General features: G+C 63.8%; 17 protein-coding genes and 2 pseudogenes. 11 read left to right on the top strand and 8 right to left on the bottom strand.

The window, feature by feature from the left end; genetic code table 11:
• Positions 1 to 29: 29 nt before the first annotated feature.
• From WKW80_RS12195 to WKW80_RS12185, 3 genes are read right to left on the bottom strand one after another with little or no spacing between them, the layout of a single operon-like run.
• Positions 30 to 1,508, bottom strand: coding sequence for an aldehyde dehydrogenase (locus tag WKW80_RS12195; protein ID WP_340363811.1), 1,479 nt, complete (start codon positions 1,506 to 1,508; stop codon positions 30 to 32).
• Positions 1,509 to 1,511: 3 nt separating this feature from the next.
• Positions 1,512 to 2,105: a thiamine pyrophosphate-dependent enzyme gene (locus WKW80_RS12190; RefSeq protein WP_340363810.1), complete on the bottom strand. Its 594-nt coding sequence runs from the start codon at positions 2,103 to 2,105 to the stop codon at positions 1,512 to 1,514.
• The gene (locus WKW80_RS12185) at positions 2,105 to 2,641 is read right to left on the bottom strand and encodes a phosphonopyruvate decarboxylase (RefSeq protein WP_340363809.1); all 537 of its coding nucleotides are present in this window, start codon (positions 2,639 to 2,641) and stop codon (positions 2,105 to 2,107) included. Before WKW80_RS12185 ends, WKW80_RS12190 begins: the two co-directional genes overlap by 1 nt.
• A 145-nt stretch (positions 2,642 to 2,786) precedes the next feature.
• Between WKW80_RS12185 and WKW80_RS12180 the strand changes: the two genes are divergently transcribed.
• Positions 2,787 to 3,704: a LysR family transcriptional regulator gene (locus tag WKW80_RS12180; RefSeq protein WP_340363808.1), complete on the top strand. Its 918-nt coding sequence runs from the start codon at positions 2,787 to 2,789 to the stop codon at positions 3,702 to 3,704.
• Positions 3,705 to 4,444: 740 nt separating this feature from the next.
• Here the strand turns inward: WKW80_RS12180 and WKW80_RS12175 are convergent.
• Positions 4,445 to 4,694: pseudogene (locus WKW80_RS12175) on the bottom strand (transposase); the annotation flags it as partial.
• Between the two features lie 69 nt (positions 4,695 to 4,763).
• On the opposite strand from WKW80_RS12175, the pseudogene WKW80_RS12170 reads away from it, so the two are divergent.
• Positions 4,764 to 5,438: pseudogene (locus tag WKW80_RS12170) on the top strand (IS6 family transposase).
• Between the two features lie 135 nt (positions 5,439 to 5,573).
• Here the strand turns inward: WKW80_RS12170 and WKW80_RS12165 are convergent.
• The 4 genes from WKW80_RS12165 to WKW80_RS12150 form a co-directional block, all read right to left on the bottom strand.
• Positions 5,574 to 6,158: a DUF2889 domain-containing protein gene (locus WKW80_RS12165; protein ID WP_340363807.1), complete on the bottom strand. Its 585-nt coding sequence runs from the start codon at positions 6,156 to 6,158 to the stop codon at positions 5,574 to 5,576.
• A gap of 109 nt (positions 6,159 to 6,267) precedes the next feature.
• Positions 6,268 to 7,599: a citrate lyase subunit alpha gene (gene citF / locus WKW80_RS12160; protein WP_340363838.1), complete on the bottom strand. Its 1,332-nt coding sequence runs from the start codon at positions 7,597 to 7,599 to the stop codon at positions 6,268 to 6,270.
• A gap of 214 nt (positions 7,600 to 7,813) precedes the next feature.
• Positions 7,814 to 8,674: an HpcH/HpaI aldolase/citrate lyase family protein gene (locus tag WKW80_RS12155; RefSeq protein WP_340363806.1), complete on the bottom strand. Its 861-nt coding sequence runs from the start codon at positions 8,672 to 8,674 to the stop codon at positions 7,814 to 7,816.
• Positions 8,675 to 8,912: 238 nt separating this feature from the next.
• Entirely contained in the window at positions 8,913 to 9,851 is a 939-nt protein-coding gene (locus WKW80_RS12150; protein WP_340363805.1) for a LysR family transcriptional regulator, read from the bottom strand.
• Positions 9,852 to 9,988: 137 nt separating this feature from the next.
• Here WKW80_RS12150 and WKW80_RS12145 point away from each other — a divergent pair, with 137 nt between their 5' ends.
• The 9 genes from WKW80_RS12145 (at position 9,989) to WKW80_RS12105 (ending at position 20,074) form a co-directional block, all read left to right on the top strand.
• Positions 9,989 to 10,939 carry a hydroxymethylglutaryl-CoA lyase gene (locus tag WKW80_RS12145; RefSeq protein WP_340363804.1) on the top strand — a complete coding sequence of 317 codons (951 nt, stop codon included), beginning with the start codon at positions 9,989 to 9,991 and terminating at the stop codon, positions 10,937 to 10,939.
• 21 nt (positions 10,940 to 10,960) lie between these two features.
• Positions 10,961 to 12,115, top strand: a complete 1,155-nt coding sequence (locus WKW80_RS12140) for a CaiB/BaiF CoA transferase family protein (protein ID WP_340363803.1) — start codon at positions 10,961 to 10,963, stop codon at positions 12,113 to 12,115.
• Between the two features lie 31 nt (positions 12,116 to 12,146).
• Positions 12,147 to 13,127 (top strand): Bug family tripartite tricarboxylate transporter substrate binding protein, encoded by a 981-nt coding sequence (locus WKW80_RS12135; protein WP_340363802.1) that lies wholly within the window; start codon positions 12,147 to 12,149, stop codon positions 13,125 to 13,127.
• Between the two features lie 29 nt (positions 13,128 to 13,156).
• Complete coding sequence (locus WKW80_RS12130) at positions 13,157 to 13,681, top strand: gamma carbonic anhydrase family protein (RefSeq protein ID WP_340363801.1); 525 nt, start codon at positions 13,157 to 13,159, stop codon at positions 13,679 to 13,681.
• Positions 13,682 to 13,711: 30 nt separating this feature from the next.
• Entirely contained in the window at positions 13,712 to 14,797 is a 1,086-nt protein-coding gene (hppD, locus tag WKW80_RS12125; protein WP_340363800.1) for a 4-hydroxyphenylpyruvate dioxygenase, read from the top strand.
• A gap of 127 nt (positions 14,798 to 14,924) precedes the next feature.
• Positions 14,925 to 16,367 (top strand): MFS transporter, encoded by a 1,443-nt coding sequence (locus WKW80_RS12120; protein ID WP_340363799.1) that lies wholly within the window; start codon positions 14,925 to 14,927, stop codon positions 16,365 to 16,367.
• A gap of 2 nt (positions 16,368 to 16,369) precedes the next feature.
• A complete protein-coding gene (gene hmgA / locus WKW80_RS12115) occupies positions 16,370 to 17,662 on the top strand; it encodes a homogentisate 1,2-dioxygenase (protein ID WP_340363798.1) in 1,293 nt (430 codons plus the stop codon).
• A 26-nt stretch (positions 17,663 to 17,688) separates the two neighbouring features.
• Complete coding sequence (fahA, locus tag WKW80_RS12110) at positions 17,689 to 18,963, top strand: fumarylacetoacetase (protein WP_340363797.1); 1,275 nt, start codon at positions 17,689 to 17,691, stop codon at positions 18,961 to 18,963.
• A 49-nt stretch (positions 18,964 to 19,012) separates the two neighbouring features.
• Entirely contained in the window at positions 19,013 to 20,074 is a 1,062-nt protein-coding gene (locus WKW80_RS12105; protein ID WP_340363796.1) for an Ldh family oxidoreductase, read from the top strand.
• Positions 20,075 to 20,207 lie beyond the last annotated feature (133 nt).

Below are 20,207 nucleotides of genomic sequence, written 5' to 3'. Positions count from 1 at the left end.
TCTTGTCTCCGTTGATTGTTTCGACTGGGTCAGCGCATGACGAACGGGTTGCCCGCAACCGCACCGCTGTTGATCCACACGCTCTTGACCTGCAGGTATTCCCGTATCGCGTCGATGCCGTTCTCGCGGCCGAGGCCCGAATCCTTGTAGCCACCGAAGGGCGCCATGAAGCTCACCGCGCGGTAGGTGTTGACCCACACGGTGCCCGCCTGCAGACGCTCGGTCATGCGCAGCGCGCGGCCGATGTCACTCGTCCACACCGCGGCGGCCAGGCCGAAGCGCACGTCGTTCGCGATCGCGACGGCCTCGTCCTCATCCCTGAAGCGGATGATCGAGAGCACCGGACCGAAGACCTCTTCCTGCGCAATTCGCATGTCGTTGCGCACGTCGCCGAAGATGGTGGGCTGCACGAACCAGCCTTTGCCGCACTCGGGCGCATCGCCACGCTCGCCGCCGAGCAGCAGCGTGGCGCCCTCCTCGCGCGCCACCGCGATGTACTCGAGCACCTTGCTGAACTGCGGCGGCGTCGTGACCGGGCCCACCTGCGTCGCCGCATCCATCGGGTCGCCCATGCGCGCCGTCCGGGCCACGGCCAGCAGCTTCTCGACGACCTTGTCGTAGATGCTGTCCTGCACCAGCAGCCGCGAGCCCGCGATGCAGGTCTGGCCCGTCGCCGCGAAGATCCCCGAGATCGCACCGAACACCGCCTGCTCGATGTCCGCATCGGCGAACACAATGTTGGGCGACTTGCCGCCCAGTTCCATCGCCGTGTGCTTGAAGTTGCGGGCCGCCTTCTCGTTGATGACGCGGCCGGTGCTGTCGGAGCCGGTGAAGCTGATCTTTCGCACCAGCGGGTGCTCGACCAGCGGCGTACCGACTTCCGCGCCAAACCCGGTGACGACGTTGAACACGCCCGGCGGAAAGCCGGCCTCGTCGAACAGTTCAGCGAACTCCAACGTGGAAGCGGACGTGAACTCCGAGGGCTTGATGACGACCGTGCATCCGGCGGCGAGCGCGGGCGCGATCTTCCAGCTCGCCAGCATCAGCGGCGAGTTCCACGGCGTGATGGCCGCCACCACGCCCACAGGCTCATTGCGCGTGAAGGCGAAGTACCCCTTCTTGTCCAGCGGCAAGGTCGTGCCCTGGATCTTGTCGGCCAGCCCGCCGTAGTAGTAGAACCATTGCGGGATGTAGTTGAGCTGGCCCAGCATCTCGGCCAGCAGCTTGCCGTTGTCCCGCACCTCCGTGGCTGCGAGCTTTGCAGCATCGCGGGCGATGAGGTCGCCCAGGCGATGCAGCAGCATGCCGCGCTGGCTGGCCGACATCTCGGCCCATGGGCCTTCCGTCAGCGCGCGATGGGCGGCCTGCACCGCGCGGTCGACGTCGCGCGCATCCGAGCGGGGAATCTCTGCCCACGCCTCGCCGGTGTACGGGTTCTGACTTTCGAACCAGGCCGCTCCCGCAGGGTCGACCGACTGGCTGTCGATGTGAAGTTGATAGCGCTGCATGGATCAGAAAGGCTTCAGGCCCAAGACGGCGCGGAACCGGTTCTTGACGTAGACCCCGTCGCGCGGCGGCAGGGCACGGGGCGGCTCGTCCGCATCGATTCGCACCTGCACGAAGGTCGGGCCGCGACGCTCGGCCGCCCGGCTGGCGATCTCGCCGCAGTGCTCGTCGCTGTCGACCGAATACGTATCGGCGATCCCGAAGCCCTTGGCCACGGCCACCAGGTCAGTGCCCAGGCTCGTGTGGCTGCGCTGCATCCCGGTTTCGCCGAAGTGCCCGTTGTCGAGCACGACGATCGTCAGGTTGCGCGGCTGCCTCGCGGCAATCGTCGCCAGGCTGCCGATGCCCATGAGTTGTTCGCCATCGCCGGTGATCACGAGGACGGACTTGTCGGGCTGCGCAAGGGCGAGGCCGAGCGCGAGCGAGGTCGAACCGCCCATCGCACCCCAGAGGTAGTAGTTGTTGTCGCGGTCCCCGGCGGCGAAGACGTCGTAGGACGCGGAGCCGAGTCCGGTCACGACGAGCGCATCGGGAAGGGCTTGCAGCAGTGCGGCAACGAACTGGCGGCGGTTGGCCACCTTGGCAGGGTTCTGAGTCATCACTTGCGCTCCCATTTCTTGCGCCCGATCAGGTTCTGTCCCAGCAGCACGGCAACGCGGTCACCGGCCTCGAAGGCAGCGTCGAAGCCGGCCCTGACGATCTCCTCGACTTGCGCCGGATCCGACGCGCGAAGGACCGTGATGCCCATCAACTCGAGCGCGCCCTGGGTGGCCCGGCCCATGGGCCCTTGCCACGGGTTGAAGTCCGCGTATTCGCCGCGCATCGTCACCAGGGTGAAGAACGGGAAGTTGGCGCTCGACAGCAGCGAGAACATGTTGACGCAGTTGCCGACACCGCTGCTTTGCATGAGCAGCACGGCGCGCTGGCCGCCGAGCCAAGCCCCGCTGACAACGGCGACGCCCTCCTCCTCCGTCGTCAGGACGATGTCCTGGATGTCCGGGTCAGCGATGGCGGAGCGGATCACATGTGAATGTCCCGCGTCGGGCACGTACGCAATCTGGCGCACGTCCCCTTCCTTGAGAACCTTGAAGATGTCCTGCTGCCAGGCGGGCGGAGTGGTGGATGTTTCGCTCATCGATGATCCGTTGTTGATGACGGTTGAGTAGTGAAGTCTGCGGAAAGAAATCATAGAATCTGATGACCCTTCACATCCAATAGAAAGATGTGATATCACTATCAACAAATGAAATCGCACGGGCCAACCTATGGACTTCAAGCAATTGCGCGCCTTCCTGACCGTCTGCGATACGGGCAACGTGACCCGCGCGGCGGAACTGCTCAACCTCGTCCAACCGGCGGTATCCAGGCAGCTGCGTCTGCTGGAGGAGGATGTCGGCACGGAGCTGTTCGAACGGGAGCGCCATGGCATGGTCCTCACCGACGCAGGTCGAGCCTTGGTCGGCTACGCGAGGCGCGCGATGCTGGAACTGGATCGCGCCAGGGCCGAGATCAGCGGGTCATCGACCGGCATCAGCGGCCTTGTGACACTGGGACTGCTTCCCAGCACCTGCGATCTGTTGTCCAGCCCGCTCGTGAAAGCGGTCGCCGAGGCCCACCCCGGCATCCGCATCAGGATCGTGACGGGCTACGCCGGCACGCTGGCGCAGTGGCTGGAGTCGGGCGAAGTGGACGCTGCGTTGCTCTACGGGGCGGAACGGTCATCCAATATTCAAGTGACCCCTCTCATCGAGGAGGCGCTATGGGTGCTCGGACCGATGTCGGCCAAGCTGCGCAAGAATCAGCCTGTGCCGCTCGCAAGCCTGGCCGGCAAGCCGATGATCCTGCCAAGCACGTCACACGGCATCCGCACACTGGTCGATCACGCCTGCGCCGTCTCGCGCGTCGAGTTGGCGATTGCCGCCGAGACGAATGCGATGAGCGTGCAGCGCAGCCTCGCGATCGGTGGGCACGGGCTGACGATCCTTCCCGCGATTTCCGTGGCCGAAGACTTAGCTCGCAAGACGGGTTCAGCCGCCCCTTTGAGCGACCCACGCATCACGCGCACGATCGTGTTGGCGCTTCCGGGCAATCGGGTGGTCGGCCAACATGTGCGACGCGTCGCGGACTTGCTTGCACGCTGCGTGGAGGAGGTAACCAGGCGTGGCGAATGGTTCGAGGCGCGATGGCTGGGTGCGTGACCGCGCAGCCGAATTCAGTCGGCAGACGGCGACTAAGGTGTCGTGAAGGCTCGATCGTGACGCCCGCACGAACCACAATCGTCGCAACGAAGTCATCGCACGCGAAGGCGTGTTACCGCTGCAAGGCGCCTCGTTGTCGGGCTACGCGCAGGAAGACCGTCAGTCGCGAATTCCAGTGCAATGACCAAGTGGAAGCTTGATCGACATTGGGCGTCGACGGGCCAACGTCCTTTTCCTTGTCGACTGCATATCGCAGGCTGTGAGGCGACACCCCCCGTTGACTCATCCGGTCGGCTACCAGATCAAGCCGGCTCCATGCCTCACGCATATGCTGCCCTCTGGATGATCCAGCCGGTGCCCCCCTGACTGGTGGAGGCAAGTGAGCAAGTCAACGCGCAAGGAGCTGATCAATGAAATCGGTGGCCGGGTAGAGATCAAGCACCTGGCCAGGCGAGGCTCCCAATACGCCTGCTGATGAGCGCCAGCTGAGTCATCGAAGCAGAGCAGCCCCTGATGTCCGGTATGGCGAGCAGGGCCTGACGGTCACCCCGGGGCGCATTTCACAGGTGGACTTGGACTTGACCCTGTTGCGCGGACGGGTTGGGACTTGATTCTCAAGTCGAATTGATGGACTGTGACGCAGACTTGTCCAGCGGCGGCGTGGCGCATGCCACGCAGACGCCGACGGTGGTCAAGTCGTGCTCGGGGCGAGGCGGTCTTCTCGGACTTGCATCGTTGTGTTTCCTTTCAAACGTCGCCGGCGCGACCTGTCCGAGTGCGCTGTGACGCCGGCGCGGGTTGTACCAGCCTTCGATGTAGGTGAGGCGCCAGCCGGGCCTCGGTCTTGGTCTGCCAGCTGCGCCGGTCGATCAGTTCGCATTCAAGCGTCGCGAAGAAGCTTTCGGCCATCGCGTTGTCGTAGGCATCTCCGACAGTTCCCATCGACGGGCGCACGCCCATCTTCTTGCACCGCTCGCCGAAGGCGATGCTGAAGCCTGCGCTGGTAAGCTGATGCGAGACTGAGGACGGGACGAAGACGTGATCGATGCGCTGCGCAAGATGATCAAACGGAAGCACTGCCCGCTGGAAGTGATGCGCACCTGCGTGCGCTGGTATGCAAGCCTATCCCCTGAGCCTGCGGCATATTGAGGAAATGATGGCCGCGCGCCGTGTCTGCGTCGATCACGCCACGGTCCATCGTTGGGCGATGAAGATCCTGCCGGTACTGGCCGCGGCGTTTCGGCAACGCAAGCGACCGGTGGGGGATGAACTGGAGGATGGACGAGACCTACATCGAGGTCGCGGGCCAACGGAAGTATCTGTATCGTGCGGTCGACCTTGACGCTCGCACCGTTGATTTTCTGCTGCGTGCCAAGCGAGACTTGGCAGCTGCTCGGCAATTCCTGGAGCGAGCCATCAGTCTGCACGGTGCGCCCGAAACGATCACCATCGACAAGAGCGGCGCCAACACGGCTGCGATCCAGAGCGTCAATGATGACTCCGGCGCGGACATCGAATTGCCTCAGAGCAAGTACTTGAACAACATCGTGGAGCAGGAGCACCGGGCCATCAAGCGCATGGTGCGGCCGATGCTCGGATTTCAAGGCCTTTCGCTGCGCGAGCATTCTCATTGCCGGCATTGAGTTGATGCACATCGTCAAGAAGGGCCGGCGTGACGACGTCGAGGACCAAGTCTCGCCCGCAGGATCGAAGTTCTATTCGCTGGCTTTTTGAGCGGCAGGCGAAAGCCTGGCTTCATTGCGCTGTGCGTCGCTACTGCGACAGAACCCTAAATGCAGAGGGGCCGCGGATCCCACACCCAACAATCGAAACGTAGCCGGTGTACACGCTCTTGCCAGAAAAGCGTTTTCAGGCTGCAGGCTTTTTGCGCCGATAGCCGATGAATTCCGGTGCAACCCGCGCAATTACAGGGCCATCGAAATCCCAAGCCAGACATTTGCCCATCTGATGCCCGGGTTCGGTGGCAGTCAAAACCGCTTCTCCACGCATTCGCCGCTCATGCCGCCGGTATCCTGGCACGGTCTGAAAGGCGACAGTAGCCATCACGCTGAGCAACTCCCGAAGGTGCGTACAGCCGACGGTGCCCCCCATGACCGCGTCGACCTGCTTGCGCCACCCTGCCCCGATCCTCGCCCCGACCAACGCAGCGAACGGGTCCGCGGCCGGCGCGCATTCAGGAAAGGGTGTACTGCTCATCGCAGCGACCGCGTTGTGCACAACGAAATCGTCATCAATGGTCAGGCGGATGCGCATATGGTGCACCGGTTCGCCCGCGATTCGAACGCCCTCGTCGTGCGTCGTGGCTGTGTAGGCCTTGGTGTCTACGAGCTCCGCCTCCAGGTCCCACAGTCCGTCATCGCGCAGGTAGCCTTGCGTCGTAATCGCCCGTTGATGAACCGGTTGGCGGCGGACCGCCGGTGGCAAGACTGTCATGGGCTCAATTCTGCGGTCGATCTGCGCCGCGCACGTTGAAGGATTGGCTCATCTGCCTGATGCATCGCTGTAAGGCCCAAGTCTATACACAAGCCACAAGCGCTCTTCATCAACGAGCGTGGCTCACCTCGCGAATCACGTCGATCACGCGTCCATCTCGATATTCCATCACGCCCACGATGCGTCGACCTTGCTCGGGTGTGGCGCGTACCTCTTGGGCGAGGGCGATTGCTTTTGAACGCATGACGCTGATGTCGAGAACATTGAGTCCGTAGCGCAACAGGCGATCGCGCAGCTCAACTCGCTCTGCGTGGACCGCGACCCCGAGTTCGGTCACAACCGCGTCGATGGACTCTCCCGGCGTGGTGATGCAACCAACGCTCTCAACAATCTTCGGCCCTCCCCCCGACACCAAGCGTGTTGCGACCAAGGCAAGCTTCGCGCCGGCCGCAGTGTCAGCATGACCACCCGATCCCCCCAAGATGCGCCCCGAACTTCCCGTCGTCACGTTGACATTGAAATCAAGATCCACTTCGGCGGCGCCCAGCAGCATCGCGTCGAGCTGGTCGGCGATGGCGCCCCTATTGTGTGGATTGGCGTATAGCGACGCGGACATCGCCTGGTGACGACTGTCGCGGCGGTACGACTCGACCGCTCTGAGGTCGAAGCACTGGACATCGAAGAGGCTGCGAAAAAGCCCCTCCTCCAGCATGTCGACGAGGTAGCCCGTCACGCCTCCAGCGCCAAAACTGCCCTGGACCTTTCGTTCACGCATAGCCGTCTGGACATACTGAGAGACAGCAAGGGAGATCCCTCCGGCGCCTGTCTGAAACGAGAAGCCATCGACGAGAAGTCCAGAAGCCGCAATCACCTTTGCTGCGGTCTCGGCGATCTGAAGGCTCACAGGATCGGTCGTCGGGCGCGTGCTTCCGGACAGAATGCCGGCGGGGTCTCCGATGCTGTCCACCAGCACCACAAAGTCCACCTGCTCTTGCGAGATGTCAATCGGCACCAGGGGATAGTCTCCGATGTGATCAGTCACGGCGACGACCCGGCGCGCGTATTGCGCGTCGACCATTGCATAACCCAGTGGCCCGCAGGCTGCGCGTCCTTCGGCGCCGCTGATGTTCCCGCACCGGTCGGCGGCCGGCGCACCCACGAAAGCCACATCGATCTGGAGTTCACCTGCCTCGATCGCGCGTGCGCGCCCACCGTGGGTTTGCATGACCACCGGAGTGGGAAGCAGGCCACGTGACACGGCATCAGCGACCGGACCCGACATGTAGGCCGTGCAGATTCTCGTCACTACGCCGTTTCGGATGTGATCGACCAGCGGGGCGTGAACGGGAAAAAGCGAACTGGCCGCAATGCGCAGGTCGCGCAGACCGCGTGCAGATGCAACTGCCAAGACCTGATTCAGCACCTGGTCGCCATTGCGCAGGTGATGGTGAAAGCTCAGCGTGTCGCCATCCCGGATGCGGCAAGCGTGAAGGCAGCTTCGAGATTCCTCAGTTGCTTGTCTCGGCCGTGGACTGCGGGAGAAACTTTGGCGGATGCTCGCGCGATGACGTCAGGCGGGAGGCCAACGCCGGTGAATGGGCGGGTCGGCCCATAACCATCGATCTGAGATGGAACGGTGCGCGCGGCAAAAGCAGTCATCGCACCGCCACCGTTCCGACCATCGCCAAGGTTCTCCTGGCCTGCAAGACAACCGGCAAATCAACCATGCGACCAACGAGTTGAAGGGCAGCGCCATTTGAGCCTGTGTCGGCCCCCACTACTACGCGGCGCGCCCACAAAACCTCTTCATCAGAAGGGGCCAGCGCCGCGTGAACACCGGCGACCTGCTGCGGGTGAATGCATAGTTTGCCCGCGAAGCCGAAACGCTTGCCGCGGTGGGTGTCGGCCACAAGACGTTGCGCATCGCCAGTCTGCACCGTGACGCCGTCTACCGGGGGCGCAAGGCCGGCGCCTCGCGATGCCATCGACACGGCAAATCTCAATGGATCGAGTTCTCGCTCGTCTTCGCTGCAGGTGATTCCAGTGCCGGCCATGAAGTCGATGTGGCCCACCACCAAGCGCAGCACGTTCGACATCCTGGCAATCGCCTTGAGGCTCTCAAGCCCGGCGGCGCTTTCGATCAGCGGTAGGACGTGCAGCCCAGGCAGGCGCTCATCGAGAAGCCGTAGGGTTGCCGGTGTTTCCGCCTTGGGAAGCATGATCGCCGCAAGACCGGGAAGCTGGCCGGCGAGTTCGATGTCTGCAGTCCACCCAGGGCTGCTTTCTGCGTTGATCCGAATTACCACAGCGACATCGTGCGCCGTGATGCGTGGCCAGTGTTCGGCAATCGCATCGCGCGCCGCGGCCTTGTCTTTCGCTGGCACGGCGTCTTCAAGGTCGATGATCACGACGTCGGCGCCACTCTTCAACGCTTTTTCGTATCGCTCCGGCCGATTGGCTGGCACGAACAGAAAGCTCCGCGCGGAGGCGCAATATTTCGACTTCAAGTTTGACATGATGCCCTTCGAAATAGTCACACCGTTAACGTACAGGCAGTCGCGGCCACGAGCGGCCTTTCGCCTCAGTTCGCTGAACGACCGCTTCAACTTGCGGATTCAACCGGTCATGCGCAATGGGCCCTTCGCATCTACAACCTCGGAGAACATTCGACGACAAATCAAGACGACAGCCCTGTCCCGGACCTCGGAAAGCTCGCTCGGTGAAGCCGTTCTGGGCGCCTCCGACACCCTTATTTCACAGTTCCCTTGCGATGGCGTTCGCCAACGGCGATCGCGCCTTGGAAAGCCCTTCGAGATGGGCTACGAGCAACTTCGCAGCGGGCGACAACCGATTCTCGTCCTGGAAGCAGAGCGCGAACTGTCGCTGCGCCCATTTGTCGGACAGCGGCAGTACCTTGATTCCGAAACTGCCCGCGACCGGGAGTGCCACTTCGCTCGGCACCACGGCGATGCCGAGGTTTGCACGAACACAGCGCAGCGACGCGTCGAAGGTGCTGACCACCGCGCGGTAGTTGATCGGCTTGCCGATGATCGCCGCAGCCCGTCCGAGCATGGTGTGCACCGCCGTCGAGGCGGGCAGGCCGACGTGGTCGAACGCCAGCGTCTGCTCGAAGGCGCAACGCTTCAGGCGAGCGATGGGATGTTTCGGATGGGCAATGATGGCCAGGTGGTCGTTGCGGTAGGGGCGCGTCTGGAACCCTTCGAGGTCGGCCGCATCCCAGCAGACGCCCAGCGGCGCAATGCCTTCCCGGAGCCCCCGCACCAGATCGCGGCTCTGTGCTTCCTCGATGTCGATGCGGATGTCGCGATGGGCCGGCTGTTGCAGGAAGTCGGCGATGTCGTCCGGCAGGAATTCCGCGATGGAGGAAACAGTGGCCAGGACTCTCACTTGCCCCTTGATGCCCGTGCCGTAGTCCGCCATGTCGCGCACCACGCGGTCGGCGCTCGCCAGCATTGCGCGCGCGTGCTCCAGCAGGATCTCTCCTGCTGCGGTAGGCACAACGCCTCGCCGATGGCGCTCGATGAGCTTGTTGCCGACCGCCTCCTCAAGCAGCAGCAGGCGCTTGCTGATCGCCGACGCCACGATGTTGTGAAGTTCGCCGGCGCGCGCAATGTTGCGTGATTCGCAGACGCTCACAAACATCCGCAAGGTGGTCAGGTCGAGGTCGCGCATTTCAGGTTTCGCCAGTTTAGTGATTCCATATAGGAACGTTGGTCGTTCCAATTTACCGCTTTTGAAAATGAATTGGAATCTCTAAAGTCTTGTCCATGGCGTTGCGCACCGCGCCGCCCCCTCAGGAGACAAAACCCATGACCCCTTCGAGCGCCCGCCTGCCGCGCACTGCCGTCATCCGTGAAGTCGGATTGCGCGATGGCCTGCAGAGCATTGCCACCGTTCTTCCTACCGAGCAGAAGCGCGAATGGATCCGTGCCGCCTACGCGGCGGGCCAGCGCGAGATCGAAGTGGGCTCGTTCGTGCCGGCACGCCTCCTGCCGCAACTCGCGGACACGAGAGAACTCGTCGCCTTCGCCAAGACACTTCCCGAGCTGTTCGTCTCGGTGCTGGTGCCCAACCTGCGCGGCGCAGAGAGCGCGATCGCAGCGCAAGCCGACCTGATGATCGTGCCGCTTTCGGCCAGCCACGCACACAGCCTGGCCAACCTGCGCAAGACCCCCGATGACGTCGTGGCCGAAGTCGCCAGGATCCGCGCCGCACGCGATGCCGCGGGTTCGAAGACCCTGATCGAGGGCGGCGTCGGCACGGCCTTCGGTTGCACGCTGCAAGGCCATGTCGAAAAGAGCGAAGTGCTGCGCCTGATGCAAGCCCTGCTCGACGCGGGCGCCGATCGCGTCAGCATCGCGGACACCGTGGGCTATGCCGACCCGGGCATGGTGCGCGACCTGTTCGATGAGGCTGTCCGCATTGCCGGCGACCGGTTCTGGTGCGGCCATTTCCACGACACGCGCGGGCTTGGACTGGCCAACGTCTACGCCGCCCTCGAAGTCGGCGTGAACCGCTTCGACGCCTGCCTGGCCGGCATCGGCGGCTGCCCGCATGCGCCGGGCGCCAGTGGCAACGTGTCCACCGAGGACCTGGCCTACATGCTCGGCAGCATGGGGATCGACACCGGCATCGACATCGACCAATTGCTGGCGTTGCGAAAGCAGGTCGCCGAGTGGCTGCAAGGCGAAACCCTGCACGGTTCGCTCTGGCAAGCCGGCCTGCCCAAGACATTCGGCCAATCCTTCGCCACCGCCTGACAACGAACAGAGACAAGCTTCATGACAACCACCACTGCCTCCCTTCCTCTCGCCGGCGTTCGCGTCCTCGAGTTCACCCACATGGTCATGGGCCCGACCTGCGGCATGATCCTGGCCGACCTCGGCGCCGAGGTCATCAAGGTCGAGCCTCCGGGCGGCGACAAGACCCGCAAGCTGCCGGGCCTGGGCATCGGCTTCTTCCGCTCGTTCAACCGCAACAAAAAGAGCGTCGTGATCGACATCGGCACCGAGGAAGGCCGCGCCACCGCTGCCGAACTGGCCGGTCAATGCGACGTGGTGCTGGAGAACTTCCGGCCCGGCCTGATGGAGAGCTTCGGCCTCGACTACGCCACGCTGTCGAAGAAATTCCCGCGCCTGATCTACGTCACGCACAAAGGATTCCTGCCCGGCCCCTACGAGAAGCGGCTGGCGCTGGACGAAGTTGTGCAGATGATGGGCGGCCTGTCGTACATGACGGGGCCGGTCGGCCGGCCGCTGCGCGCCGGCACCTCGGTCAACGACATCATGGGCGGCATGTTCGGCGCGATCGGCGTGCTGGCCGCGCTGCGCGAGCGAGACATGACGGGCAAGGGGCAGGAAGTGCAGAGCGCGCTGTTCGAGAACTGCGTGTTCCTCAGCTCGCAGCACATGCAGCAGTTCCTCATGACCGGCGAGCCGCCGCCGCCGATGCCCTCGCGCGTGTCGGCCTGGAGCGTCTACGACGTGTTCACGCTGGCCGAGGGACAGCAGCTCTTCATCGGCGCGGTGAGTGACAAGCAGTTCGTGACGCTGTGCAAGGTGCTCGAGCGCACTGACCTGCTCAGCCATCCCGGCTTCGCAGACAACGCATCCCGTGTGGCCGTGCGGCCCGAACTGCTCGCCAGGCTTGGCGAGATCCTCGTCAATCACCGCATCGAGGAGCTCTCGCCGAAGCTGGAAACCGCCGGCATTCCGTACGCGCCGATCATGCGGCCCGAGCAACTCGTGGAAGACCCGCATCTCAAGGAGAGCGGCGGGCTGGTGCCGATGACCACCGAAGACGGCGGCGTCACCGAGGTGGTGCTGCTGCCGCTTCTGATGGGCGGCCGTCGCCCCGGTGTGCGCAGTGCGCTGCCGAGCGTGGGCCAGCACACGAATGAAATCCTCGCCGGCCTCAAGAGCCACGTGCCTGCCTGATCTGCATTCCACGAAATCGGAGACAACAAAGATGAACGTCCTTATTCAACGCCGCGGCCTCACCGCCCTCCTCGCATCGGTCGCCTTCTGCTGGCTCGCCTCATCGTCGCAAGCGGCGGACAAGCCGCTTCGTGTGGTCCTGCCCGTTGGTGCAGGATCGGGCGTGGACACCATCATGCGGGCCACCGCGCCGTCGCTGACGAAGGCTCTGGATGGACAGCCCGTCGTGATCGAGAACCTGCCGGGCGCAGGCGGGATCACTGGTGCCACGGTCATTGCGCGTGCACCAGCCGATGGACAGACGATCGGCGTGGTCTCCAACAACCACGTGGTGAATCCGAGCGTGTTCAAGAAGATGCCCTTCGACGCGGTCAACGACTTCACCGTGATTTCGGTGGTGGGTGCGACGCCTTTTGTCCTCGTGGTCAACCCGAAGGTACAGGCGAAGAACGCGAAGGAACTGCAGGCCCTTATCAAGGCCGCCAAGCCCGATACGTACAACTATGCGTCGTCCGGCAACGGCACCATCCTTCACCTGGCAGGCGCGATGTTCATGGATGCGGCCGGCGTCGAGGTTCGCCATGTTCCCTACAAGGGCGTCGGGCCGATGGTGGCCGACATCCTGGGTGGCCAGGTCGAGATGGGCGTGGTCGCGCTGCCTGCCGTGCAGGGCCAGATCAAGAGCGGTGCCCTGCGCGCCATCGGCGTCATGGGCAAATCGCGCGTAGCGTCGCTGCCCGACGTGCCGACGATGGTCGAACAGGGCTTCAAGGATGTGGACATCGCCGGCTGGTTCGCCGTCGTCGGGCCGGCCAAGTTGCCGCCCGCCGAGGTCAAGCGCCTGCATGCTGCTGTCGTCGCTGCCTTCGCGACGCCAGAGACCAAGGAGGCGATGGCCAAGCAGGAGAACATCATCAATCCCATGACGTCTGAGGCTTCGCAGCAGTTCTTCAAGACCGAGCAGGACCGCTATGCGCGCCTGGTCAAGAAGGCCAACGTCACCGTCGAATAACGTGCCCGTAGAAGCGAAGGATCTCGACCATGACGCTCTATCGAATCGGCGGACACACGCCACAAGTCCCGGCCTCGGCCTTCGTGGCGCCTGAAGCTACGTTGATTGGCCAGGTCAGGCTCGGCGAACGGGCCAGCGTCTGGTTCGGCGCGGTGGCACGCGGCGACAACGAACCGATCGACATCGGCGATGCCAGCAACGTGCAGGAAGGCGCCGTGTTGCATGCCGACCCGGGCTTCCCGCTGCGCATCGAAGCCAATGTCACCATCGGACACCAGGCAATGCTGCACGGCTGCACGATCGGCGAGGGATCGTTGATCGGCATCCAGGCTGTGGTCCTCAACGGCGCAGTCATCGGCAAGAACTGCCTTGTCGGCGCCGGCGCCATCGTGACCGAACGAAAGGTCTTCCCCGACCGCTCCCTGATCCTTGGCGCACCCGCCAAAGTGGCGCGGCAACTGACCGACGAAGACGTGGCCCGCCTGATGACAAGCGCCGCCAACTACGCAGAGCGCGCCGCGACCTATGCGGCAGGGCTTCAGCGCATCGATTGAATTGATTTGCATAGCTGACTGGAGACCCCCATGACTGATTTGTTTGACAACCCGATGGGCCTGCAAGGCTTTGAATTCGTGGAATTCGCGGCGCCCGTGGCCAACACGCTGGAACCCTTCTTCGAGAAGCTCGGCTTCACGCTCGTGGCCAAACACCGCTCCAAGGACGTGGTGCTCTACCGTCAGGGCGACATCAACTTCATCGTCAACCGCGAGCCGCACAGCCCGGCCGCGTACTTCGCCGCGGAGCATGGCCCCTCGGCCTGCGGGCTGGCGTTTCGCGTGAAGGACTCGCACAAGGCCTACGCGCGCGCACTGGAACTCGGCGCCCAGCCGATCGAGATCGCCACCGGCCCGATGGAGCTGCGCCTGCCGGCCATCAAGGGCATCGGCGGTGCGCCGCTGTACCTCATCGACCGCTTCGAGGACGGCAAGTCGATCTATGACATCGACTTCGAATTCATCGAAGGCGTGGACCGCCACCCGCCGGGCGTTGGCCTGAAGGTGATCGACCACCTGACCCACAACGTCTATCGCGGCCGCATGACCTTCTGGGCCAACTTCTACGAAAAGCTATTCAACTTCCGCGAGATCCGCTACTTCGACATCCAGGGCGAATACACCGGCCTGACCTCGAAGGCACTGACCGCGCCCGACGGCAAGATCCGCATCCCGCTGAACGAAGAGTCGTCGAAGGGCTCCGGCCAGATCGAGGAGTTCCTGATGAAGTTCAACGGCGAGGGCATCCAGCACATCGCGCTGTTGAGCGACAACCTCATCGACACCATCGACCAGCTGGGCCTGGCCGGCATTCCCTTGTTGACCGCACCCAACGACATCTACTACGAGATGCTCGAAACGCGCCTGCCGGGCCATGGCGAGTCCATTCCCGAGCTGCAGGCGCGCGGCATTCTGCTGGACGGCACCACCGAGGGCGGGCAGCCTCGCCTTCTGTTGCAGATCTTCTCGGAGACCGTTTTCGGCGGCCCGGTGTTCTTCGAGTTCATCCAGCGCAAGGGCGACTACAGCGACGGCTTTGGCGAAGGCAACTTCAAGGCGCTGTTCCAGTCGATCGAGCGCGACCAGGTGCGCCGCGGCGTGCTGCAGACCGCCTGAGATCGCTGCCTGCGGGAAGCAGGCACCTTTGATTCAGAAATGACAGTGCGTCAGGTTGCCGCAGGGAACAGGCGCGCCCGCTGGGTAGCTGATTTCCACGAACCGTTTTCAGTACAGGAGACAAGAAATGCCCCCGACAATCGCAGCAAGTCCATACGGCTCGGCAACCATCGCACCTCCCGCCTTGGATCCCACCTCCGCCGCGGCCATCACGGCCCGCATGGACCGCCTGCCCACGACCAGGCACCTGTGGCTGCTGGTATTCCTGATCTCGCTCGGTGGCTTCTTCGAGATCTACGACCTGATCTTCACCGGTTACATCGCGCCCGGCATGGCCAAGAGCGGCATGCTGGCCACGACGACCCAGACCTTCTTCGGCTTCGAGGGCATCGCGGGCTTCATTGCAGCCACCTTCGCGGGGCTGTTCGTTGGTACCTTCTTCCTCGGCTTTTTGCCGGACCGGTTTGGACGCCGCGCGGTGTTCACCTATTCGTTGCTGTGGTACTGCGTCGGATCGGCCATCATGGCCTTGCAGCAGACCGGCGAGGGCATCGTGTTCTGGCGGTTCATCACTGGCATCGGTGTGGGCGTGGAGATCATCACGATCGACTCCTACATCACCGAGCTGGTGCCTCAACACATGCGTGGCCGCGCAATGGCCTTCAATCAGGCCGTGATGTTTGCGGCGGCGCCAGTCGCAGCCATTCTTTCGTACTGGCTGGTGCCCATCACGCTCTTCGGCATCGACGGCTGGCGCTGGGTGGTGCTTTTGGGATGTGCCGGTGCGATCGTCGTGTGGTTCATCCGCCGCGCCGTGCCGGAGAGCCCACGCTGGCTGGCCCAGAAGGGGCGCGCTCAAGAGGCCGACGCGATCGTCAAGCGGATCGAGGGCAAGGTCGCCGCGCAATACGGTAAGCCATTGCCCGCACCGCTGCCACCGAAGGTTCACGCAAGGCCGGCAACCGCTGCGTTCAGCGAACTCTGGAATCCGCCCTATCGCTCGCGCATGATCATGCTGATCGTCTTCAACTTCTTCCAGGCCATCGGCTACTACGGCTTCGCGAACTGGGTGCCCACGCTGCTGATCGGCCAGGGCATCACGGTGACCAAGAGCCTGCTCTACTCCTTCGTCATCGCCTTCGCGCTTCCGATCGGACCGCTCTTCGCCATGACGATCGCGGACAAGGTCCAGCGCAAGTGGTTGATCGTGGTGCCCGCCCTCGCGGTGATCGTCTTCGGCATCCTGTTCGGACAGATGAAGGATCCGCTGTTGTTGATCGTGTTCGGCGTGCTGATCAGCCTGGCCGGCCAGGTCATTTCTGCGAGCTATCACGCCTACCAGGCTGAGCTCTTCCCGACCGGCGTCCGCTGCCGCGCCAACGGGCTCGTGTATTCGGCCAGCCGCGTCGGCGCCATGTTGTCGGGCTTCCTGATCGCGTTCCTGCTGCGTGACTTCGGCGTGGTTGGCGTGTTCGCGGGCATCACGGGTTGCATGCTGGCGGTCGTCGTGTCGATCGGCATGTTCGGCCCCAAGACCAACGGGCTCACGCTCGAAGAAATCTCGCACTGATCATGAATCGATACCAGTCAGGCTTCGGCAACGAGTTCGCGACGGAAGCGTTGGAAGGCGCGCTGCCGGTCGGGCGCAATTCGCCGCAGCGTTGTCCCTATGGGCTCTATGCGGAACAATTGAGCGGCACGGCGTTCACCGCCCTGCGAGCGGACAACCGCCGCTCGTGGCTCTATCGCATCCGTCCTTCGGCGATGCACGCGCCTTTCGAGCGCGTCGATGACGGGCGCATCGTCAGTGATTTCGGCGCGATCGAGACGCCGCCCAATCAACTGCGCTGGAACCCGTTGCCAGTGCCTTTGGAGCCGACCGATTTCATTCAAGGCATCGTGACGATGGCCGGCCATGGCGACCCGCACGCCCAGTCCGGCGCGGCCGCGCATTTATACGTCGCCAACCGGTCGATGAAGGATCGCGCCTTCTACAACGCCGACGGCGAAATGCTGATCGTGCCGCAGCAAGGCCGGCAGCGATTCGTCACCGAATTCGGCGTCATCGACGTGGAACCACAGGAGATCGTCGTGATACCGCGAGGCGTGCGCTTTCGCGTCGAACTGCTGGACGACATCGCTCGGGGCTACATCTGCGAGAACTACGGCGCCAACTTCAGGCTGCCCGACCTCGGGCCCATTGGCTCCAACGGCCTTGCCAACCCCCGCGACTTCATGACGCCGACAGCGGCATACGAAGATGTCGACGGATCGCACGTGCTCGTCGCCAAGTTCATGGGGCATCTGTGGTCGGCTCGCATGGACCATTCGCCGATCGACGTCGTCGCCTGGCACGGCAGCTACGCACCGTACAAGTACGACCTGCGCCGCTTCAACGCCATCGGCTCGATCAGCTACGACCATCCGGATCCCTCGATATTCCTCGTGCTGCACAGCGCGTCGGACACGCCCGGCGTCAGCAGCATCGACTTCGTGATCTTTCCGCCGCGCGTGCTGGCAATGCAGGACACCTTCCGTCCGCCCTGGTTCCATCGCAACATCGCGAGCGAGTTCATGGGCCTCGTGCACGGCGCCTACGACGCGAAGGCCGAGGGCTTTTCGCCCGGCGGTGCCAGCCTGCACAACAGCATGAGCGGGCACGGCCCGGACGCCGAAACCTTCGAGAAGGCAAGCGGTGCGGACCTGTCGAAGCCGGACGTGATCAAGGACACGATGGCCTTCATGTTCGAGACGCGATGCGTATTGCGCCCGACACGGCACGCACTCGAATCCGCAGAACTCCAGGGCGACTACTACCGCTGCTGGCAAGGGCTGCGCAAGCACTTCGACGCTTTAAAGCCATGACCTTACTGACTGAAAGAAAACCCACCATGACCACCGCCGTAGATGGCACCCACGACGCCGACTTGATCAGCTGGCTGGCATCTGCCAACGATCCGGCCACGGACTTCCCGATCCAGAACCTGCCCTTCGGCCGCTATCGCGGCGAGGAGGACGACGGCTGGAGCATCGCCGTTGCCGTCGGGGACCAGGTGCTGGACCTTCGCCGCGCCGGTATCGTCCAGAACTCGCAGATGAACCAGCTGATGCGCCTGCCGCGCGATGCACGCCAGGCGATCCGGCAGGCGATCTCGGAAGGACTGCGACGCGGCAGCTCGCAGGAGCAAAGGTTCCGGTCGGCGATGGTTGCGCAATCGGACGTGCAATTGGGCCTGCCGTGCGAGATTGGCGACTACACCGATTTCTATACGAGCATTCATCACGCAACCACCGTCGGCAAGCAGTTCCGCCCCGACAACCCTTTGTTGCCCAACTACAAGTGGGTGCCGATCGGCTACCACGGTCGCGCATCGTCGATCTGCGTGAGCGGCAGCAGCTTCGCGCGACCGGTCGGCCAGACGAAGGCGCCGGATTCAGACGTGCCCGCCTTCGGTCCTTGCGGCCGGTTGGACTACGAGCTGGAGATCGGCGTCTTCATTTCGCGTCCGAACATCCTCGGCGAGCGCATCCCGATGGCCGCGGCCGAGGATCACGTGTTCGGCATCGCGCTGTTCAACGACTGGAGTGCGCGCGACATCCAGGGATGGGAGTACCAACCGCTCGGCCCGTTCCTGTCGAAGAATTTCGCGAGCACGCTGTCGCCCTGGATGGTGACGCTGGAGGCGCTCGCGCCCTACCGCAAGGCATTCACCCGTCCGGCGGGCGACCCGCAGCCCCTTCCCTACCTGGACTCGCCAGCGAATCGCGAGATGGGGGCCGTCGACATCGAACTGGAAGTCTGGCTCCAGACACCGGCGATGCAGAAGGCCGGCTCGCCCGGCGAACGCCTGATGCGTTCCAACTACGCTGATGCCTACTGGACCGTGGCGCAGATGGTGGCGCACCACACGGTCAATGGTTGCAACCTTCGGGCGGGCGATTTGTTCGGCTCAGGCACGTTGTCTGGTCCCGAAGCAGGACAAGGCGGATCGCTGCTGGAACTCAGCGCCGGCGGCAAGCAGCCGATCCGGTTGGCCAACGGAGAAACGAGGACCTTCCTCGAAGACGGCGACACGGTGATCCTGCGCGGCTACTGCCAGCGCGAGGGCTTCCGCCGCATCGGCTTCGGCGAATGCCGCGGTACGGTCCTGCCGGCGCGCCCGTAAAAGACGCATAGGGCCGAGATAGCACAACGATTTCGGGCGCGCAGCCTCCGTGAACAAGACCGTACCCGCCCAGCCCACCAGGTTCAGCCACGCGGAACTCCTGGAATGGACCGCTGCCGTCTTCGCCAATGCAGGCATTGCCGAGGACGCCGCGCTGACTGCGGCCGGCGTGCTCGTTCGAACCAGCCTCCGCGGCATCGATACCCATGGCCTTTCCCGATTACCGCTCTACCTGGAGAAGGTGGCGGCCGGTGAAGTCAATGCGCGGCCCCATCTTCAATCGGAAATGCGCGACGGGATCATGCATTGCGACGGGGACGGAGGCCTCGGCCAGGTGGTGATCCCTTTCGCGCTTGAGCAAATGTTGCTCGCGGCCCGTTCCTGCGCACTGGTTGCGTGCCGCGTTCGATCGACGGGGCACCTCGGTGCCCTGGGGACACTCGTGCTTCCGGCTGCGGAACAAGGCTTCCTGGCAATCCTTTGCCAACGCACACCGCCCATCATGGCGATGCCCGGGTCGATCGGGCCTGCGATCGGCAACAACCCCATCGCGTTTGCATGTCCCGTGGAGGGCCGCGCACCCTTGGTCTTCGACATGGCGCACAGTGTCGTGGCGCGCGGCTATGTTGTCCAAGCCGTGCGCGAGGGCCGCGACACGATACCGGGTGACTGGGCGCTCGGTCCTGACGGCGCGCCGACCAGCGACCCGGCCATGGCCCTGCGGGGTGCGATGCAACCTGTAGCGGGCCACAAGGGCATGGGCCTCGCCATGCTGGTGGAGTGCCTCGCAGGAAGCCTGAATGGCGTGATGCCGCAGGAGGACTTGCCAGTGGGGTCGAGCAAGGGCTCCGCATCCAACGTGAGCGCATTCCTCATCGTGATCAATCCTGCACTCGCGATCGGCGAGCATGCCTTCAAGGAAAGTGTCAATGCATGGCTGCGGACCTATTTGCAGGCGTCGGGACAGGACGCCCGCTATCCGGGCCAGCGACAGGGCGCGTGCGAGGCGTTGCGACGTCGGGAAGGGATCCCGGTGCCTGACGGCCTGCTCACTGAGTTGCGGGCTGCTGGCCGCGCGGCGCGCAATCCTTTCGACCTTGCGAGGATTTGAGGTGTTCGGCCGGGATTGGGTCGACCGAAGCCGTATCGCCGGCGAGCCAGCGCCCATTCCAGCTCCGCGGGGTACGTCAAAGCTCAAGAGGGGCGCAACGCAACTGCATTGAAATGGAAGCGACCGCTAAAAC

The organism is Variovorax humicola (assembly GCF_037889915.1).
Taxonomy (GTDB): domain Bacteria; phylum Pseudomonadota; class Gammaproteobacteria; order Burkholderiales; family Burkholderiaceae_C; genus Variovorax; species Variovorax humicola.
The sequence above is the reverse complement of the archived record's forward strand: the minus strand, read 5'-3'. Positions and strand labels throughout refer to the sequence as shown.

Excerpts from the sequence above, each read along its gene's own strand:
- WKW80_RS12195 (WP_340363811.1), bottom strand. The coding sequence starts at position 1,508 with ATGCAGCGCTATCAACTTCACATCGACAGCCAGTCGGTCGACCCTGCG.
- WKW80_RS12190 (WP_340363810.1), bottom strand. The coding sequence starts at position 2,105 with ATGACTCAGAACCCTGCCAAGGTGGCCAACCGCCGCCAGTTCGTTGCC.
- WKW80_RS12185 (WP_340363809.1), bottom strand. The coding sequence starts at position 2,641 with ATGAGCGAAACATCCACCACTCCGCCCGCCTGGCAGCAGGACATCTTC.
- WKW80_RS12165 (WP_340363807.1), bottom strand. The coding sequence starts at position 6,158 with ATGACAGTCTTGCCACCGGCGGTCCGCCGCCAACCGGTTCATCAACGG.
- WKW80_RS12155 (WP_340363806.1), bottom strand. The coding sequence starts at position 8,674 with ATGTCAAACTTGAAGTCGAAATATTGCGCCTCCGCGCGGAGCTTTCTG.
- WKW80_RS12150 (WP_340363805.1), bottom strand. The coding sequence starts at position 9,851 with ATGCGCGACCTCGACCTGACCACCTTGCGGATGTTTGTGAGCGTCTGC.
- WKW80_RS12145 (WP_340363804.1), top strand. The coding sequence starts at position 9,989 with ATGACCCCTTCGAGCGCCCGCCTGCCGCGCACTGCCGTCATCCGTGAA.
- WKW80_RS12140 (WP_340363803.1), top strand. The coding sequence starts at position 10,961 with ATGACAACCACCACTGCCTCCCTTCCTCTCGCCGGCGTTCGCGTCCTC.
- WKW80_RS12135 (WP_340363802.1), top strand. The coding sequence starts at position 12,147 with ATGAACGTCCTTATTCAACGCCGCGGCCTCACCGCCCTCCTCGCATCG.
- WKW80_RS12130 (WP_340363801.1), top strand. The coding sequence starts at position 13,157 with ATGACGCTCTATCGAATCGGCGGACACACGCCACAAGTCCCGGCCTCG.
- hppD (WP_340363800.1), top strand. The coding sequence starts at position 13,712 with ATGACTGATTTGTTTGACAACCCGATGGGCCTGCAAGGCTTTGAATTC.
- WKW80_RS12120 (WP_340363799.1), top strand. The coding sequence starts at position 14,925 with ATGCCCCCGACAATCGCAGCAAGTCCATACGGCTCGGCAACCATCGCA.
- hmgA (WP_340363798.1), top strand. The coding sequence starts at position 16,370 with ATGAATCGATACCAGTCAGGCTTCGGCAACGAGTTCGCGACGGAAGCG.
- fahA (WP_340363797.1), top strand. The coding sequence starts at position 17,689 with ATGACCACCGCCGTAGATGGCACCCACGACGCCGACTTGATCAGCTGG.